Below are 16,542 nucleotides of genomic sequence, written 5' to 3' on the forward strand. Positions count from 1 at the left end.
GGGCCGGACGGCCCGTCCGGGGACACCAACAAAGGGGCGGCGCGGGGACCTTTCGGTTCCCGCGCCGCCCCTTTGTGTTGGTGTCCTCAGCCGAGGTACCAGCCGGGCGGTGCCCAGGACGCGGGAACGGCATGCGCGGAGAAGTCCTCGCAGCCGGAGCAGAAGTAGGTCACCTCGCCGAGCTGGCTGACGGAGCCGTCGCGGTGGTGCCGGGGCGGAACGAACGACTCCAGGTAGACGAACTCGTCGGTGCCGCAGCGTTCGCAAAACGGAATGCCCACGTAGTCGCCGTCGGCGCGTGCCGGTGCAGGATGCGGATCGAGCCGCCCGAGGGCGGGGTGGGTGATTCCCTCCAGCCGTGCCGCCGCCGCGGCGGCCGGGCGGGCCGGGGTGCGGGGGCCGAGCCGGCGCGGGGCCGGCCGCATCGAGGCGTGGGGAGTATTCATGGCTGGCGTCATTGCTGGCCTATCCCGAACGCTGGGTGCCACGGAGGGCCGGGAATACCGGCAGCGACGGCAGGAAGCGTCCGTAGTCTGTGCTCTCTTGACTGAGCGGGGTGGCTGGCCTCTGCTTGACCTGCAAGTAGTGTCAGGATAGGGCAAGTATCCGGCGGGTTCAATGGTTGCGTATCGCCGCCCGGGCATCCCCCGCGCCGGGCAGGTAGTGCGCCCCGGAGGGGCAGGTAAGGCCGGGTATTCCTACGCCGGTCTGTGCAGCGCTCGGCCCGTGATGGTCTGGGTCAGAGCCTCGATGACCTCCGTGTTGGACAGCGGATTCCGGATCAACGTGAAGTCGACGTCGCCCACCGGCGGCAGGTCGAAGCGTCTGGTGATGATTTTCAGGTCGTCCGGAACCAGCGACGACGGCATCACGGCGACGCCGATACCCGCCCGCACCGCCGCCAGCACCCCGCTGATCTGCCGCGTGGTGCAGGTGATCCGCCAGGTGCGGCCGGAGGCCTCCAGGGCGTCGATCGCCAGCTTCCGGCTGAGGCTGGGGGCGGGGTAGGCGATCAGCGGCACGGGATGCCCGGGCGCCAGGGCCGTCTGCTCCAGGCCCACCCACGCGAAAGAATCCTGCTGCACCACCGTGCCGTCCTTGGCCCCGGCCACCCACTTCACGAAGACCAGGTCCAGCTGCCCGGCGTTGAGCCGTTTGTACAGCTGGTCGCTCTGGCCGACGGTCAGCTCCAGGTTGATCTGAGGGTAGACCTGCCGGAACTCCCGGAGGATCCGGGGCAGTCCCGTGATGGCCAGGTCGTCGGCGGTACCGAACCGCAGCCGGCCGCGCATCGCTGAGCCGGAGAAGTAGCGGGCGGCCGAGTCGTGGGCGGAGAGGATGCTGCGGGCGAACCCGGCCATGGCGTCGCCATTGTCCGTCAGGCGCACGTCCCGGGTGTCCCGGGCGATCAGGGTCCGCCCGGCGGCGGCCTCCAGCTTCCGGACATGCTGGCTGATGGTGGGCTGGGCGAGTCCCAGCCGCTCGGCCGCACGGGTGAAGCTCAGCGTCTCGGCGACGGCCAGGAAGGACCGTAACTGGGCAGGCTCAAACACGGGCGCGCGTCGCCGACCCGCCGGCGGCCACGGTGGTGCATTGCATTTCGTGATGGGAGTTATGCATCCAATAACCTTCCATAATCGATTGCGGCCAGCCTAGCGTTAAACCGACTCCCGCAGGCCCACTCTCACGAGGACTTTTCCGTGGCACCCCCACCGCCGTTCCAGGCCGCCGACCCAGACCAGACCCCTACCCGCCGGCCCGCGCCGGCCCTGCCGGCGTCGCCGCCCGCCGCCGGCGCGCCGGCCCTGCCGGCGTCGTCGCCCGTGACCGAGCCGCTGGCCGTCGTGAGCGAACGGCTGCCCTGGCGACACACCTTCGTCTCGCTCACCGTCCGGAACTACCGCATCTTCGCGGCCGGGCATTTCATCGCGGTGATCGCCCTGTGGATGCAGCGGATCGCCCAGGACTGGCTGGTGCTGCAGCTCTCGGGCTCGGTCACGGCCGTGGGGGTGACCGTGGCCCTGCAGTTCCTGCCCTCGCTCTTCCTCGGGCCGTGGGCCGGCATGATGGCCGACCGCTTCGCCAAACGCCGGATCCTGATGCTCTGCCAGTCGGTGGCGGCAGTCCTCGCCGCGGCGCTCGCAGTCCTGGCGCTCACGGGCCGGATCGAGGTCTGGCATGTCTACGCGATTGCCCTGGCACTGGGCCTGGTCACCGTGCTAGACCAGCCAGCGCGCCAGGTGTTCGTCAACGAACTGGTGGGGCCGGTGTACCTGCGGAACGCCATCAGTCTGAACTCCACCATCTTTCAGCTCGGCGGCCTGATCGGGCCCGCCGTCGCCGGGATCCTGCTCGGCGCCGTGGGAGCCGGCTGGGCCTTCGCGGGCAACGCCGTCGCGTGCTGCTCCACCGTGACCATGCTGCTGGTGCTGCGCAAGGACGAACTTCACACCACGCCGCCCGCCGCCAAGCGCAAGGGCATGCTCAGGGAGGGCCTCCGCTACGCCCTCGCCAAGCCCACGATCTACTGGCCCTGGCTGATGGCCGGGTTCGTGTCCGTTTTCGCCATGAGCCTGCCGGTGCTGCTGGCCGCCTTCGCGGACCATGTATACGACGTCGGCGCTGGCGGGTACGGTCTGCTCAACGCCCTGGTGGCCCTCGGCGCGCTGGCCGGGGCCATCACCTCGGCCCGGCGGCGCGAGCTGCGGCTGCGCTCGGTCATGCTGGGGGCCGGGATGTACGGGTTGATGCTCTGCCTCGGCGCGGCCGTACCCTCGATGGTCTGGTTCGGCGCGGCGATGGTGCTGGCCGGGTTCTGGTGCCTGATGTTCCTCACCGCCGCCAACCAGCTGGTGCAGGTCAGCGCGAACATGGGGATCCGCGGACGGGTGATGAGCCTGTACATCATGGTGCTGATCGGCGGGCAGGCGATCGGCGGGCCGCTGATGGGGTGGCTGGCCGAGCACGTGGACCCGCACACCGCGATCCTCATCTCCGGCGGGGTCCCGGCGCTGGCGGCGGCATCGGTGGCGGTGCTGCTGGCCCGGCGGGGGCAGCTGATGCTCCGGGTGGACCTGCGGAGCCGGCGTCGGCTGCTGCGGATTGTCCGGGCCTAGGCGGGGTTTTCGCGGCGGTTCCAGACCGGTGCCGCGCCTCCGGACGGGCGCACCGCGGGTCCGGGGTGCCGCGGTCCGAAGCCGTGGCGAAATGGGGGAAGTGGAGCGGCTGACGGGAATCGAACCCGCGTATCAAGCTTGGGAAGCTAGCGCTCTACCATTGAGCTACAGCCGCGCAGGGACCGGCCAAAACCCTCGGCAGTGTCCTGCGGAACAACGAGATTCACCTTACCCCAGGCACGGGAGTTCCCCGAACATCAACGCCCGGTACCGGCTGTACTTATTGCTACTGGGCCAGCCACATGCCAGTCCAGAAGCCGGGAAGGGCTGAAGGTGCGGAGAGCGTCCCCCTGCCGAGATCCCAGTACTGCAGCGTGCCGTTGCCCCGCACTACGGCGAGACCGGTCGAGTTGCGCCCCGTGACATCGCGGAGAGCGCGGATAGCCGTCACGTCGGACCATCCGGTAGCCACCACTTTCCGGGCTTCAGCGCGTGGCGAAGGAACACCGGCCCCGCGGTAGAGCAGGACATCACCGCTGGCGTTGAGTGCCAGAAGGTCCTGGTACCCGTCGCCGTCGAAGTCGACCATCGCGAGCCTGACGGCAGATATTCCGCTGGCCACCATGCTGCGTTGCGCGAGATCGCCGAGGCCGGTGTTCTGGTAGAGCCAGAGATTTCCGGAGGCATCCTTTGCCAGTATCTGCGGCAGGCGGTTATTGCCACACCACTGGCCCAGGGCAATTGTCATACCGGCCCATCCCGATTGGCCTAGCGTCACCGCAGCGCGGAATCCGCCACCGGCAACGCCGGCATGCAGAGTGACGCGTCCGTCGGCCCACTGGGCCAGCACGTCGTAGGCACCATCTCTGTCCCAGTCGGTCAGGAAAATTTGGATTGCGGTTGAGAAGCCGCCCCCGATGACCTTGGGCGGTCCGTAATTCTGGCCGCCGAGGAAGGGCCTGTTGATCAGCCGTCCCGCGGAATCCACCGACAGCAAATCGCTGGAACTCGTGATCTCGGCCGACCTCAGGTCCTGCGTAGGCGGCATGTAGCGGACGGCAGGGTCGCACACCGTCTTGGCGGGCACTGTGAAGACCGGGGCCGACCCGCCGCCTGGGGCCGATCCGCCGCCCGGGGCAGACCCTCCGCCCGGAGCGGTGGTGGTGCCTGCCGGAAGGGTTTTGTATCCAAAGAGATTCACGACGCCCCACATGGTGTAGCGGTTCGGTGTGGTGCGCCAGTCACCGTCGGTGAAGGCAATGCCTACTCCAATGACATTGAAGCGAGGGTCACGGAGGAGAGCGTCGTGGGCCGGGGATCCTTTCCACCATTCGACGAGCTGGGCAGCATCCCTGTCCCAGCGAACGGCAATCACCTCGCCGGCACCGTTGTCGGGATTCAAGGCCCTGGCATCGGTCCAGAAATTCGGCCGATGCTCGACCACTTCCCTGGTGGCGATGCTGTTGGCCCACTCCTGGGAGAGCCCGGAAACCGTGGCGTTGTACTTGACCGGCGGGATGCCGAGGGACTGCCGATAGTTGTTGATCGCGGTAAAGACCGCCAGTATTTGCGCCGAGTTGTCGTTCGGAACCAGGGCTTGGGCAGAGACATCGGGCAGTTTGGCGGTCGGGTCCGAAGGCTGGGTGCTGGGAGTGAGCTCCGTGGGCGGAACGTACAGCGGGGGGATCGACCGTGGCTCAGGGGGGACTTCGGGTGCCGCGGTTCCGGTCACTGTCGGCGTCGGGGCAGAGGTCGGAACAGTGGTGGCCTGCTCTGTGCGGCTGGGCTCCGGCGGGGCAGCATCCAGGCTTTGGGATGGCTGGGCCGGCGATGCGGCCACGGGGCTGGTCTGCGTCGGGCGTGGGGCAGTCACCGGAACCGTCGTGGACGGGGCGGGAGCGGGACCCGACTCGGCGGGATCGGAACCTCCAGCCGAAACGGCGGGCGGGTCCACAGCCGAGGTCGTGGAGGCCGTCGGAGGGCCTGACGCTGCGGGCAGGAGTAGGGCCAGTGCGCAGGCAGCGGCCACCACAAACATCTTCACAACGAACCCCAGCTCCGTTCAGTGATCCCCTCATGAGATCTCTGCAGCAACACGAGTAACAGTAGACCCACGCATAACGCCCTTCAAGCTTCCTTCCCGGAAGGTCGTCGCAGTTTCTGCGCAGCGATGTCCAAAGGCCCCGGTACCGGCTGCATAACTCTTCGGTAAAGACGGTCCGGTGACGGTGCGGCAGCCCCGGCCGCTGGATACCGTGGTGGGGTTAGCTGCGGTCTGAGGGGGAAGCGGGCTACGAGCACCATTAGTCCGACCTAGGGGAACTTCCGTGGCGTATGCAGAGCACGACGTCGTCATTCAGTACGACGCCATGGGCATCTACGCCTTCCTCCTGGACCCCCGGAACCTGCCGTACTGGCGCGAGGGGATCGAGAGCGTCGCACTGGTCTCCGGCGCGGTGGGTGCCCCCGGCTCCGTGTACCGGCCGGCGCTGACCGCCGGCAGTTTTCCCCCGGCGGCCGGGGACTTCGAACTGACGGCCGCCCGCCCCGGAGCGGAGATCCAGTTCCAGGTCATTTCCGGGCGGGCCCGGGTGCACTGTGGGTACTACCTGAGCACCCACGGCGGCAGCACCCACGTCCGCTTCGCCCTGCGCTACCGGCCCGGCGTTGCCTCATTCCTGCTCTCGGCCGGGATGCGCCGCGCCATGCAGGCCCAGGTGGTGCAGCTCGAGCAGCTGAAGATGCTGCTGGAAGCGGAGCAGGCCGCGGCCTGAGCGCCGACGCCGGACCCTCTGTGACGGAGCCGCCGGCACGGACGCGGGGGTGCGGGGAACCTGCGGTACTTTTGATCCTGTGCTGATCTCTGACCGCGACATTCGTACCGAAATCGACTCCCAGCGGATTGTGCTGGAACCGTTCGACCCCGCCATGATCCAGCCCTCATCGGTGGACGTGCGGATCGACCGCTTCTTCCGCCTCTTCGACAACCACAAGTACGCGCACATCGACCCCGCCGTGGACCAGCCGGAGCTGACCCGCCTGGTGGAGGTCGACGCGGACGAACCGTTCATCCTGCACCCCGGCGAGTTCGTCCTGGGCTCCACCTATGAGACCGTCACCCTCCCCGACGACATCGCCGCCCGGCTGGAGGGCAAGTCCTCCCTCGGCCGGCTGGGGCTGCTAACGCACTCGACGGCGGGCTTCATCGATCCCGGCTTCTCCGGCCACGTCACGCTGGAACTGTCCAACATGGCGACCCTGCCGATCAAGCTCTGGCCCGGCATGAAGATCGGCCAGCTGTGCTTCTTCCGGCTCAGCTCCGCCGCCGAGCACCCCTACGGCTCCGGCGAGTACGGCAACCGGTACCAGGGCCAGCGCGGCCCCACCGCCAGCCGCAGCCACCTGAACTTCCACCGCACCGAGATCTCGTCATAGCCGGAGGGCGGGCGTTCAGCTAGTGCGCTGAGCGCGGGCGGTCAGTTAACCGGCCGTGTCCGCTGCACCGCGCGCCGCGCCGGCCGCCGGACCGCCCGGACCGCGGGCTCGATGAACTTGGCCGCGAGCGGACCCGTGACGGCCATGATCAGCACATAGGCGGTGGCCAGCGCCGCGAGCTCCCGGGGCACCACCCCGGAGGCCACCGCCAGTCCGGCGATCACGATGGAGAATTCGCCGCGGGCGATCAGGGCCGCCCCGGCCCGGAACCGGCCCGGGATCGCTATGCCGGCCCGCTTCGCCGCCCAGATTCCAGTCAGCATCTTGGTGGCCGCGGTGAGGACCGCGAGGATCAGCGCCCAGCCCAGCACCGGCGGGATCGACGTGGGGTCCGTGTTCAGGCCGAAGACCACGAAGAAGATCGCGGCGAAGAGGTCCCGTAGCGGCTCCAGGATGCGGGTGGCGCTGTGGGCCGTGGCGCCCGAAATTGCGATGCCCAGCATGAACGCGCCCACCGCCGCGGAGACCTGCATGGCCGCGGCCAGGCCCGCCACCAGCAGCGCCGCGCCCAGGAGGTTCAGGAGGAAGACCTCCGAGTTCTCGCTGTGGACGGCCCGGGAGACATGGTGCCCGTGCCGCAGCGCCACCACCAGGACCAGGGTGACGACGGCGAGTGAGATGCCCACGGTCTGCAGCCCCACCAGGAGGCTCACACCGGCCAGGGTGGCCGTCAGGACGGGCAGGTACACGGCCATGGCCAGGTCCTCGAAGACCAGGATGGACAGGATTACCGGCGTCTCGCGGTTGCCGATTCGACCCAGGTCCGTGATCACCTTTGCGGCGATGCCGGAGGAGGAAATGTAGGTGACGCCGCCCATCACCATGGCCCCCACCACGCCCCAGCCCAGGAGCAGCGCCAGGCCCGCGCCGGGGACGAAGTTCAGGACCAGGTCCAGCACGCCGGCCTGCCAGGAGCGGCGCAGCCCGGTGACGAGCTCGGCCGCCGTATATTCCAGGCCGAGCATGAGCAGGAGGAGGATGACGCCGATCTCGCTGGAGAGGTGCGCGAACTCGTGCATGCCTTCGAGCTTGACCAGCCCGCCCGCACCGAAGAACAGCCCGCCGACCAGGTACAGCGGGATGGGGGACATGCCGATCCGCCCGGCCAGCCTCGCCAGCAGGCCGAGGCAGAACACGACGGCCCCCAGTTCGATCAGGGTCACGGCGAGGGCATCCACGGCTTATCCGTTGCGCAGGATGGAGGCCGCGGTGTCCAGGCCCTCCTGGGTGCCGACGGCCACCAGCAGGTCACCGGGGTGGAGCACGACGTCGGGGCCGGGGAGGGGAGCACCTCGCCCTCGCGCATGATCGCCACGATCGAGGCGCCGCTGCGGGTCCGGATGCAGGCCTTGCCCATCGGCTGGTTCTGGAATGGCGAGTCGGCCGCGATGGAGAACTGCCGGGTGACGATCCCGGGAACCTCGCGGTGGGCCTCGGAGAGTTGCATGGCCAGCCGCTGGCCGCCGAGCAGGTTGCCCAGGGCGGCGGCCTCATCGGCGGTGAGGGGAATCGAGGCCTGGCAGGTGTCCGGATCGTCCCATGTGGAGACGATGAGCTCGGTCTGCCCCTCGCGGTATTCGACGACGCCGATCCGGCGCCCCGAGGCGGTCATGAAATCCTTGCGCCGGCCCAGTCCGGGAAGTTCGGTCTCATCCACGTTCATGCCACCAGCCTAGTGGCCGCGCCCGGTTTTGGGGCCGGGTTCAAGGCCGCAGCCGGGCGGCCGCCTAGCGGGAGGGAACGACGGCGATGTCCGTCTTGCCCGGGGCCTTGACCGGCAGCAGCACCAGCAGGCCGGCCAGCAGCACCACCATGATCCCGACGATGCCCTGCAGCGCTGCGCCTGGCCGGGGGCCACCAGGGGCGTGGCGATGGTGATGCAGAGGGTGAACAGGGCCGGGGCGAGGAAGCTCACGGCGCGGCCGGTGGTGGCGTAGAGCCCGAACAGCTCGCCGGTTTCTCCGGTGGGGGCCAGCCTGGCCAGGTAGGCACGGGAGGAGGACTGGGCGGGGCCGACGAACAGGCAGAGGAACAGGCCGAAGACCCAGAAGGTCATGCTCCCGGACCAGGATATGCCGAAGAAGGAATATGTCCCGTTGCCCAGGATCAGCAGAGCGGTGCCGGCCAGGAGCAGGCCCGCCAGAGAGGCGATGATGACCGCCTTGGGGCCGGCCCGGTCGTCGAGCAGTCCGCCCACGAGCGCGCCGACGGCGGCGACGACGTTGCCGAAGATGGCGAAGAAGATGACCTGTTTGAGGTCGAAGCCGAAGGTGCCGGCGGCGATCACCCCGCCGAAGGTGAACACGGCGGCGAGGCCGTCGCGGAAGATGGCGCTGGCCAGCAGGAAGTAGATGGTGTGCGGGCTGGTCCGGTAGATGGCCTTGATCCGGCGCGCCAGCAGCCCATAGGAGGCGAAGAACCCCAGTTTGTCCTGCCGGGCCGTGGGCACCTCGGGCACGGCGACCATGACCGGGATGGCGAAGACCAGCAGCCAGAGCGCCGAGAAGACGGCGACCAGCCGGATGTTCAGGCTGTCCTCGGTGGAGGCGCCGAACCACTCGATGCTCGGCTGGACGAACAGCTGCAGGACGATCAGCAGCGCCACGATGCCGCCGAGGTAGCCCGAGGCCCAGCCGAAGCCACTGATTTTGCCGATATTGGCCGGCGTCGAAATCTGGGCGAGCATGGCGTTGTAATTGACGCCGGCGAACTCGAAGAAGATGTTGCCGAGGGCGATCAGGGTGACCCCCAGCAGCAGGAATTCCGGCCGGGGGAAGACGAAGAAGCAGAGCCCGGTGAGCAGTGCGACCGCGGCGGTGTTCACCCCCAGCCAGAGCTTCCGGCGGCCGCCGGCGTCGGACCGCTGCCCGGTCACCGGTGCGAGCACCGCGATGGCGGCGCCGGCGATGGCCAGGGCGGTGCCGAGCACCGCAGAGGCCTCGTCCTCGCCGCCGAAGGCCTTGGAGGTCAGGTACACGGTGAAGACGAACGTCGTCATGACGGCGTTGAATGCGGCAGAGCCCCAGTCCCAGGCGGCCCAGGCCAGGATGCGTCCCCTCCCGGCGGGCTGGCGTCCGGAACCAAGTTCGGACGCCGGTGCGGCCTCGGGAGCGGTGGCGGAATTCATAGCCCTGATGTTAGCCGTCCCCGCGGCCCGGATCGGGATGAAACGGGCAGAAAAGAATTTGTACACGCTTGGTAAACTGTTCGGACTGAACCTAACCATATGCGCCGCCTGCTCCAACTTTTTGATAACCGAATTCCTGACGTTGCGGAGATACCAGTGATCACAGTCCTAGCCGTGCACTTCGCTGTGGCTCTTGTGGCGCCGTTTCTCTTCCGCCGGGTGGGCAGGAATGCGTTCTACGCTCTGGCGGCCGTCCCCGCGGGTTCGTTCCTCTGGCTGATCCTGCAGCACGACGCCGTGTATGCGGCCCAGGACGCCCCCGCCCTGCTGGTCCCCTGGATTCCCGACCTCGGCTTGGAGCTGGCCTTCCGGATGGATGCCCTGGCCTGGGTGATGTCCCTGCTGATCCTGGGCGTCGGCACGCTGGTGCTGGTTTATTGCGCCCGATACTTCAAGAACAAGGACAGCAACCTGGGCGGCTTCGGGGCGCAGCTGCTGGCCTTCGCCGGCGCGATGTTCGGGCTGGTCACCGCGGACGACCTGCTCCTGATGTTCATCTTCTGGGAGCTCACCACCGTCCTGTCCTACCTCCTGATCGGCTACGCCCGGACCCGCCTGGCGGCCCGCCGCTCCGCGTTGCAGGCCCTGATCGTCACCACCGCCGGCGGCCTGGCCATGCTGGTGGGCCTGATCATGCTCGGTTCCTTCGCCGGCACGTACCGGATTTCGGCCCTTCTGCAGAAGGCGCCGGACCTGGTGGCGGGCCCCGCCGCGCCCGCGGTGGCCACCGCCGTCGTGCTGGTGCTGGTGGGGGCCATCACCAAGTCGGCGCTGGTGCCCTTCCACTTCTGGCTGCCGGGCGCCATGGCGGCCCCAACCCCGGTCAGCGCGTACCTGCACGCCGCGGCGATGGTGAAGGCCGGCATCTACCTCGTGGCGCGGCTGGCGCCCGGGTTCGCCGGGACGGAGACCTGGCTGCCGGTGGTGCTGGGCCTGGGCCTGGCTACCATGCTGGTGGGCGGCTACCGGGCGCTGCGCCAGACGGACATCAAACTCATCCTCGCCTACGGCACCGTCAGCCAGCTCGGCTTCCTGAGCATGGTGGTGGGCCTCGGCCAGCCCGACGCCGCCTTGGCCGGGATCGCGCTGCTGCTGGCGCACGGGCTCTTCAAGGCCACCCTGTTCCTCGTGGTCGGCATCATCGACCACCAGGCCGGCACCCGCGACATCCGCAAGCTCTCGGGGTGTTCCGCTCCTCCCGGGCGCTCGGCGTCGTGGCCGTGATCGGCGCCGCCTCGATGGCCGGGGTGCCGCCGCTGGCCGGGTTTGTGGCCAAGGAGTCCGTCTTCGAAGCCTTCGTGCACCACGCCGGGACCGGGCCCTGGGGCGTGGTGGTCCTGGCCGGCGTCGTCGTCGGGTCCATCCTGACCTTCGCCTACAGCGCGCGCTTCCTCTGGGGCGCATTCGCGGTCAAGGACGGTGTCCCGGTGACCCGGTTCAAGGCCATCAAACCCGCTTTCCTGGCCGCGCCCGCAGTGCTGGCCGTCCTCACCGTCGCGTACGGGCTGTGGCCCGCGCCGGTGGACGGCTGGATCCAGCCCTACGCCGCGCTGTTCGCCGGCGAGGACGCCCACGACGCCGGGCACCTCGCACTCTGGCACGGCATCACGCCCGCCCTGGGCCTGACGGCCGTGACCTTCGCCCTCGGACTGGCGATGTACTACGGACGCGGCGCCGTCGCCCGGGCCCAGGAGCTGGTCCCGGGCTGGATCAACGGCGACCGCGCCTACCAGCAGACCATCGGCGCGCTTGACGACGCCGCCGTGTGGGTCACCGGCCGCACCCAGCGCGGTTCGCTCTACTTCTATCTGGCCGTCATCCTCAGCGTGGCCTTCCTGCTGCCGCTGACCGCCATCCTGCTCGCGAACAAGCCGCTCCCGGCGGACCTCTACGTCATCGACCCGGGGTCCCCGCTGCAGCTGGTCGCCGGAGCCGGCATCGTGGTCGGCGCCCTCGCCGCGGTCCGCGCCAACAAGCGGTTCCTGGCCGTCCTGATGGTCTCCGTCACCGGCTACGGCATCGCCCTGATGTTCGCACTGCAGGGCGCCCCGGACCTCGCGCTGACCCAGATGCTGGTGGAGACCATCATTCTGGTGGCGTTCGTGCTGGCCATGCGCAGCCTCCCGGCCGAACTCCGGGACCGCACCGGCGGCCGGTACCGCGTGGTCCGGATCATCATCGGCGCCGGCTTCGGCCTGACGATGATCTTCGTGGCGATCTACGCCCTCGGCGCCCGGGTCGCGACGCCGGTCTCGCTGGACTTCCCGCGGCTGGCGTACGACGGCGGCGGCGGGCTCAACGTCGTCAACGTCACCCTGGTGGACATCCGGGCCTGGGACACTTTCGGCGAGATCTCCGTTCTGGCCCTCGCCGCCACCGGCGTCGCCAGCCTCATCTTCGTCCGCGGCCGCGGCGACCGGATCCGGTCCTCCGGGTCGGCCGACGAGGGCACGGTGGGCCGTCTGGCCGCCCCCGCGCACAGCCGCGACGGTGCTGCGCTGGCCCTGAGCCGCCGGTTCGCGGCGTCCACCAAGGACGCCTGGCTGGTGGCCGGCCGGACCCTGGCGCCCGAGCGGCGTTCCATCATCTTCGAGGTGGTGACCCGCCTGGTGTTCCACTCGATGATCGTCTTCTCCATCTACCTGCTGCTGGCCGGGCACAACCTGCCCGGCGGCGGCTTCGCCGGCGGCCTGATGGCCGGCCTGGCGCTGACCATCCGCTACCTCGCCGGCGGCCGGTTCGAGCTGCGCGAGGCGGCGCCGCTGAGCGCCGGCGCACTGCTGGGCATCGGCCTGGCAACGGCGGCCGTGTCCGGGGTGGCGCCGCTGCTCCTGGGCGGCGAGGTCTTCCAGAGCGCCATCGTCCAGCTCTGGCTGCCGGTCTTCGGTGACATCAAGTTCGTCACCTCCACCATCTTCGACATCGGCGTCTACATCGTCGTCGTCGGCCTGGCCCTGGACGTGCTCCGCAGCCTCGGCGCCGAAATCGACGAACACTTCGAAGAGCAGTCGGACGCGGCCGCCGGAACCACCCCCGGGGGAATGCATGAGCGTCAACCTGACCCTGCTGACCGTGATGGGGGTGCTGTACGCCTGTGGCATCTACCTGCTCCTGGAACGCAGCCTCACCCGGGTGCTGCTGGGCCTGATGCTGCTGGCGAACGCCACCAACCTGCTCATCCTCACCACCGGCGGTTACGCCGGCCTGGCCCCGCTGTTCGCCAAGGACACGGATCCCGGCGCCTACAGCGACCCGCTGCCGCAGGCGCTGATCCTCACCTCGATCGTGATCTCCTTCGCCGTCACCGCATTCATGCTCGGCATCATCTACCGCACCTGGGTGCTGGCCCGGCAGGACGAGATCCAGGACGACGCCGAGGACCTCCGCGTCGCCGAGACCCCCAGCTTCGACGCCGAGGACGACGCCGTCATCCCCGAAGAAACCTCAGAATTTCCGCTGCCCGCCGTCGAGCAGGACGCCGGCGGGACGATCCTCGCCGGCGCCCGGCAGATGCCGGCCAGCGAAGCCGCCGCCGAGGAACAACCCGGCTCCCGAACCATTGCAACGAACCAGGAAGGAGGGTCCGAGTGAACATCGCCAGCTTTGCCCCGCTCGCCGTCGTCCTCCCCATCCTGGGCGCCGCCCTGACCTTCCTGCTCATCCGGCACTCCCGGGCGCAGCGGACCGTCAGCATCGCGCTGCTCTCCCTGACCCTGCTGCTCGAGTGCTGGCTGCTGGCCTCCGTCTGGGAGGGCGGCACGGCGGCGGTGAGCATCGGCGGCTGGCTGCCGCCGTGGGGGATCGTGCTGGTGGTGGACCAGTTCTCCTCGCTGATGCTGGTGGTCTCCTCTGCCATCAGCCTGGCCGTGCTGGTCTACGCAACCGGGCAGGGCATGGCCGACGGCGACAGCGACGCCCCGGTCTCGATCTTCCACCCCACCTACCTGATCCTGGTGGCCGGGGTGTCCAACGCCTTCCTCTCCGGCGACCTGTTCAACCTCTACGTGGGCTTCGAGATCCTACTCACGGCAAGCTACGTGCTGATGACCCTCGGCGGCACCGGCCCCCGGATCCGCGCCGGCGTGACCTACGTGGTGGTCTCCGTGGTCTCCTCGGTGCTGTTCCTGATCGCCATCGCGATGATCTACGGCGCCACCGGCACCATCAACATGGCGGACCTGGCCATGAAGCTGGGAGACCTGGACCAGGGCACCCGGAACCTGCTGCACGTGCTGCTGCTCGTGGCGTTCGGGATCAAGGCCGCCGTCTTCCCGCTCTCCTTCTGGTTGCCCGACTCCTACCCGACCGCCCCCGCACCGGTCACCGCGGTGTTCGCCGGCCTCCTCACCAAGGTGGGCGTCTACGCGATCGTCCGCACCGAGACGCTGCTCTTCCCCGGCGACACTTTCAACCAACCGTTGATGGTCGTGGCGCTGCTGACCATGGTGGTGGGGATCCTGGGCGCGCTCGCGCAAAGCGACATCAAACGTCTGCTCTCCTTCACCCTGGTCAGTCACATCGGCTACATGGTCTTCGGGCTGGCAATGTCCTCCGTGGCCGGTCTGGGCGCCGCGGTGTTTTACGTGGCGCACCACATCACCATCCAGACCAGCCTCTTCCTGGTCACCGGGCTGATTGAACGCCGGGCCGGCAGCTCCTCCGTGGACCGGGTGGCGGGCCTGGCCAAGCTCTCCCCGCTGCTGGCCGTGCTGTTCTTCGTCCCGGCCATGAACCTCGCCGGGATCCCGCCGCTCTCCGGCTTCCTGGGCAAGCTGGGCCTGCTGCAGGCCGGCGTCACGCTCGGCACCCCGCTGGCGTACGCGCTGGTGGCCGGCGGCGTCCTGACCAGCCTCCTGACCCTGCTGGCCATCGCCCGCGTCTGGAACCGTGCCTTCTGGCGCAAGCCCGAGGACGCCGAGCACCCGGACCCGGTGCTGCTCGCCGCCCCGGGCGGGGACTCCCACGGAACCGGCGGTGCCGGGGCATCCTCAGCACGACGCGCGGTGAGCCTGCTGCCGCGCACCATGGTTGGTTCCACGCTGGCGCTGGTCATCCTGGGCGTGGCCCTGACCGTGTTCGCCGGGCCGTTGTTCCGCCTCTCCGGCCAGTCCGCGGCCGAGATGCTGGACCGGTCCTCCTACATCCACGCGGTGCTCGGTGACGAGGTCACGGTCCCGGCCCCGCCGCAGCCGGTGGCGCAGGGAGGCGGCAAATGACCCGCAAACGGATCTCCCTGCGCCAGGAACTGCCGCTGCTGGTCTGGCTGGTGATTGTCTGGGGCGCCCTCTGGCAGAACTTCAGCGCCGGCAATCTGCTCTTCGGTGCGCTGATCGCTGTGCTCGTGGCCCGGCTCTTCTACCTGCCGCCGGTGGAACTGGGCGGCCGGTTCAACGTGCTGCGCGCCATCCCCTTCGGCGTGGTGTTCCTGGCCAAGGTGGTCGCGGCGAGTTTCCAGGTCCTCTACCTCGCCGTGGTGCGCGGGCCCCGGGTGATCAGCGCCGTCGTCGCCGTCCCGCTCCGCAGCCATTCGGACCTCCTGGTCACCGCCACCGGCCACGTGATTTCGTTGATCCCGGGATCCCTGGTGGTGGAGGTGGACCGGACCACGTCCACGCTCTACATCCACGGCATCAACGTCCGCGACGCCGACGACGCCGCCAAGCTCCGCAAGGACGTCCGGGATACCGAGGCCGGCCTGATCCGGATCATGGGCACCCCGGAGGAAGTTTCCGCCCTCAAGCAGGAGGCAGCCGCATGATGCCGATCGTCCTGGCCGTCACCGCCGTGATCCTGTCCCTCGCAGCCGGCGGCGCCATCATCCGGATCGCCCGCGGGCCGTCCCTGCTGGACCGGGTCCTCGCCGCCGACGTGCTGCTGGCCATCCTGGGCGCGGCGCTGTGCATCGACATGGCCGTCAACCGGCACCTGAACAACCTGATGCTGCTGGTGGCGATCTCGATCATCGGCTTCGTCGGCTCGGTGACGGTGGCCCGCTTCGTGGCCGACCGGAGGAGGCACCCCCATGAATCCTGAGACCTTTTCCGCAGACCCGGTGATCGACGCCGTGTCCGCCGTGTTCATGGTGGTAGGCGCGCTGATGTCCCTTGGCGCGGCGATCGGCCTGCTCCGCTTCCCGGACCTGATGAGCCGGATGCACGCAGCCACCAAGCCGCAGGTCCTCGGTCTGTTTTTGCTGCTGTGCGCCGTGGGCCTGCAGATGCGCACCTGGTGGGTGTGGCCGGTGCTGGTGGTCGCGTGGATCTTCCAGCTGCTGACGGTCCCGGTCTCCGCGCACATGGTGGGCCGCGCCGGCTACCGCACCAAGCACCTCCACCCGGAGCTGCTGAGCGCGGACGAGCTCGAAGCGGTGGTGCAGCAGGCCGCCGGGGAACGCGGCTTGAACGACGACGGGGAGCCCCGCCGGGACTGATGCCCGGGGGACTCCCCGTCGGAGTCCGGTGGTGCGGTGTGCCTAGACGATGTCCTGAGTCTTGGCGAAGCGGCTGATGGCCCGCTGCGTGCCGCGGTTGGCGAGGACCTGGATGACGGCGCTCACCGAGGCCGAGATCAGCGCGAAGGTCAGGGCCTGGCGCAGGGTGGTGGGGACGTCGTCGTCGTGGCCCTTCGGCGGCTTGTTGCCGGTGGACTTCTCCCAGACGGTGTCCACGAGCTTGGTGCCGACGAGACCGGCGACCAGGCTGATGCCGGTGCCGAGCAGTTTGATGACAATGTTCATTTCGTGCT

Annotated in this window: 13 protein-coding genes, 1 tRNA gene and 3 pseudogenes; 9 read left to right on the forward strand and 8 right to left on the reverse strand. The window is 69.1% G+C overall.

The features are described from left to right. Positions 1-86: 86 nt before the first annotated feature. Together ACRQ5B_RS07115 and ACRQ5B_RS07120 are read right to left on the reverse strand one after the other, a co-directional pair. On the reverse strand, positions 87-446 hold the full coding sequence (locus tag ACRQ5B_RS07115) for a hypothetical protein (protein WP_377971381.1): 360 nt from the start codon (positions 444-446) through the stop codon (positions 87-89). 252 nt (positions 447-698) lie between these two features. Beyond that, complete coding sequence (locus ACRQ5B_RS07120; protein ID WP_432398325.1) at positions 699-1,553, reverse strand: LysR substrate-binding domain-containing protein; 855 nt, start codon at positions 1,551-1,553, stop codon at positions 699-701. 216 nt (positions 1,554-1,769) lie between these two features. Here ACRQ5B_RS07120 and ACRQ5B_RS07125 point away from each other — a divergent pair, with 216 nt between their 5' ends. Continuing rightward, a complete protein-coding gene (locus tag ACRQ5B_RS07125; protein ID WP_432398716.1) occupies positions 1,770-3,116 on the forward strand; it encodes an MFS transporter in 1,347 nt (448 codons plus the stop codon). 101 nt (positions 3,117-3,217) lie between these two features. On the opposite strand, the gene ACRQ5B_RS07130 is transcribed toward ACRQ5B_RS07125, so the two are convergent. Together ACRQ5B_RS07130 and ACRQ5B_RS07135 are read right to left on the reverse strand one after the other, a co-directional pair. Continuing rightward, positions 3,218-3,291 (reverse strand) — tRNA-Gly (locus tag ACRQ5B_RS07130). Positions 3,292-3,402: 111 nt separating this feature from the next. Beyond that, a complete protein-coding gene (locus ACRQ5B_RS07135; protein ID WP_432398328.1) occupies positions 3,403-4,848 on the reverse strand; it encodes a CAP domain-containing protein in 1,446 nt (481 codons plus the stop codon). Between the two features lie 595 nt (positions 4,849-5,443). On the opposite strand from ACRQ5B_RS07135, the gene ACRQ5B_RS07140 reads away from it, so the two are divergent. Together ACRQ5B_RS07140 and dcd are read left to right on the forward strand one after the other, a co-directional pair. Further along, entirely contained in the window at positions 5,444-5,890 is a 447-nt protein-coding gene (locus ACRQ5B_RS07140; protein WP_432398331.1) for an SRPBCC family protein, read from the forward strand. A 79-nt stretch (positions 5,891-5,969) separates the two neighbouring features. Continuing rightward, complete coding sequence (gene dcd, locus ACRQ5B_RS07145; protein WP_432398334.1) at positions 5,970-6,551, forward strand: dCTP deaminase; 582 nt, start codon at positions 5,970-5,972, stop codon at positions 6,549-6,551. A 41-nt stretch (positions 6,552-6,592) separates the two neighbouring features. Here dcd and ACRQ5B_RS07150 read toward each other — a convergent pair whose 3' ends face one another. From ACRQ5B_RS07150 to ACRQ5B_RS07160, 3 genes and pseudogenes are all read right to left on the reverse strand, one after another. Then, positions 6,593-7,789, reverse strand: a complete 1,197-nt coding sequence (locus ACRQ5B_RS07150) for a cation:proton antiporter (protein WP_432398337.1) — start codon at positions 7,787-7,789, stop codon at positions 6,593-6,595. Between the two features lie 3 nt (positions 7,790-7,792). After that, a pseudogene (locus tag ACRQ5B_RS07155) lies at positions 7,793-8,274 on the reverse strand (cation:proton antiporter regulatory subunit). A gap of 64 nt (positions 8,275-8,338) precedes the next feature. After that, positions 8,339-9,738: pseudogene (locus ACRQ5B_RS07160) on the reverse strand (MFS transporter). Between the two features lie 156 nt (positions 9,739-9,894). On the opposite strand from ACRQ5B_RS07160, the pseudogene ACRQ5B_RS07165 reads away from it, so the two are divergent. The 6 genes and pseudogenes from ACRQ5B_RS07165 to mnhG all read left to right on the forward strand — a co-directional run. Further along, positions 9,895-12,809 (forward strand): annotated as a pseudogene (locus ACRQ5B_RS07165) (Na+/H+ antiporter subunit A); the annotation flags it as partial. Positions 12,810-12,843: 34 nt separating this feature from the next. After that, positions 12,844-13,389 (forward strand): Na(+)/H(+) antiporter subunit C, encoded by a 546-nt coding sequence (locus ACRQ5B_RS07170; protein ID WP_432398717.1) that lies wholly within the window; start codon positions 12,844-12,846, stop codon positions 13,387-13,389. Beyond that, positions 13,386-15,014: a Na+/H+ antiporter subunit D gene (locus ACRQ5B_RS07175; protein ID WP_432398718.1), complete on the forward strand. Its 1,629-nt coding sequence runs from the start codon at positions 13,386-13,388 to the stop codon at positions 15,012-15,014. The genes ACRQ5B_RS07170 and ACRQ5B_RS07175 overlap by 4 nt, the downstream gene beginning before the upstream one ends. Continuing rightward, positions 15,011-15,556, forward strand: a complete 546-nt coding sequence (locus tag ACRQ5B_RS07180) for a Na+/H+ antiporter subunit E (protein ID WP_432398340.1) — start codon at positions 15,011-15,013, stop codon at positions 15,554-15,556. Before ACRQ5B_RS07175 ends, ACRQ5B_RS07180 begins: the two co-directional genes overlap by 4 nt. Further along, on the forward strand, positions 15,553-15,831 hold the full coding sequence (locus tag ACRQ5B_RS07185; RefSeq protein WP_412884251.1) for a monovalent cation/H+ antiporter complex subunit F: 279 nt from the start codon (positions 15,553-15,555) through the stop codon (positions 15,829-15,831). Before ACRQ5B_RS07180 ends, ACRQ5B_RS07185 begins: the two co-directional genes overlap by 4 nt. Then, positions 15,821-16,228 (forward strand): monovalent cation/H(+) antiporter subunit G, encoded by a 408-nt coding sequence (gene mnhG / locus ACRQ5B_RS07190; protein ID WP_432398343.1) that lies wholly within the window; start codon positions 15,821-15,823, stop codon positions 16,226-16,228. The genes ACRQ5B_RS07185 and mnhG overlap by 11 nt, the downstream gene beginning before the upstream one ends. A 42-nt stretch (positions 16,229-16,270) precedes the next feature. Here mnhG and ACRQ5B_RS07195 read toward each other — a convergent pair whose 3' ends face one another. After that, complete coding sequence (locus tag ACRQ5B_RS07195) at positions 16,271-16,534, reverse strand: DUF4235 domain-containing protein (protein WP_432398346.1); 264 nt, start codon at positions 16,532-16,534, stop codon at positions 16,271-16,273. Positions 16,535-16,542: the final 8 nt, after the last annotated feature.

Origin of the sequence: Pseudarthrobacter sp. L19, from assembly GCF_050859435.1 — a bacterium.
Classification (GTDB): Bacteria; Actinomycetota; Actinomycetes; order Actinomycetales; family Micrococcaceae; genus Arthrobacter.

Bases quoted from the DNA above. Each gene is read 5' to 3' on its own strand.
- ACRQ5B_RS07115 (WP_377971381.1), bottom strand. From the start codon at position 446: ATGAATACTCCCCACGCCTCGATGCGGCCGGCCCCGCGCCGGCTCGGC.
- ACRQ5B_RS07170 (WP_432398717.1), top strand. From the start codon at position 12,844: ATGAGCGTCAACCTGACCCTGCTGACCGTGATGGGGGTGCTGTACGCC.
- ACRQ5B_RS07180 (WP_432398340.1), top strand. From the start codon at position 15,011: ATGACCCGCAAACGGATCTCCCTGCGCCAGGAACTGCCGCTGCTGGTC.
- ACRQ5B_RS07185 (WP_412884251.1), top strand. From the start codon at position 15,553: ATGATGCCGATCGTCCTGGCCGTCACCGCCGTGATCCTGTCCCTCGCA.
- mnhG (WP_432398343.1), top strand. From the start codon at position 15,821: ATGAATCCTGAGACCTTTTCCGCAGACCCGGTGATCGACGCCGTGTCC.
- ACRQ5B_RS07195 (WP_432398346.1), bottom strand. From the start codon at position 16,534: ATGAACATTGTCATCAAACTGCTCGGCACCGGCATCAGCCTGGTCGCC.